The sequence below is a fragment of the Halorubrum sp. AJ67 genome, assembly GCF_000513435.1.
The window spans coordinates 14,059-14,860 of sequence record NZ_CBVY010000026.1; the positions used below are offsets into that span (position 1 = coordinate 14,059).

The window sequence follows — 802 nt, forward strand, 5'->3', positions numbered from 1 at the left end:
GTCGGGTGGGACTCGAAGGGGCAGCCGCGAGGACGAAGACGCGCGACGCAAGCACCGCAGCGAGGGAACGAAGTGACCGAGTGAGGAGCGCAGCGAGCGAATCGAGTCCTCGCGGCTGGGGCTTCGGCGGTCACACTCGCAACGGGATCAGCAGCGTATAGCCGAGCGACTGGGGCTTCGGAAGAGTTCACGTCGATCAGCGACTTATAAGCGGAACCACCCTCGTACAGCCGAGAAACCGAGACTCCGAGCGTCAACGCCGCGCCGGCACGTTCGACTATTTATAAGCGGTTCTCGCGACCGGGGTCGACGTCGATCGCGTCGACCGGGCAGACGTCGACGCAGAGCATACAGTCGATACACTGGTCCTCGTCGGCGGGGTTCGCCTTCCGCTCGGACTCCGGGTGCCCGGGCGTGTCGACCCACTCGAACACGTCGACCGGGCAGTCCTCCAGACACGCGCCGTCGGCGAGACAGATATCGAAGTCGACCGCGACGTGCGTGCCGCGTATTCCCTGCTTTTCCGGCGGTTCGACGGGTCCCCACACGGCGACGCCGTCCTCCTCGCCGGCCCGCTCGCGGTTCGTTTCGAAGTTCGGGTCGATAGCCATCTTGACCGTGATTCGGTGCTCGGACGCTTAAACTCCGCGGGGTCGGGACGTTCCGGTCAGGGGTGCGCGTAGTACGCCACCAGATCCTCGGAGCCGTCCGGACCACCCGCCTCGTCGGTCGCGTCGGGGTCAAACGCGTCGATCCGCGCGAAGCCGACGCGGACGAACTGGATCACCGTGTCGGGGTCGAC

At 66.2% G+C, this 802-nt stretch carries 1 protein-coding gene; it reads right to left on the reverse strand.

All coding sequences use genetic code 11. The features are described from left to right. Positions 1-281: 281 nt before the first annotated feature. Positions 282-611 (reverse strand): ferredoxin family protein, encoded by a 330-nt coding sequence (locus BN903_RS14315; protein WP_048078370.1) that lies wholly within the window; start codon positions 609-611, stop codon positions 282-284. Positions 612-802: the final 191 nt, after the last annotated feature.

Excerpts from the sequence above, each read along its gene's own strand:
- BN903_RS14315 (WP_048078370.1), bottom strand. The coding sequence starts at position 611 with ATGGCTATCGACCCGAACTTCGAAACGAACCGCGAGCGGGCCGGCGAG.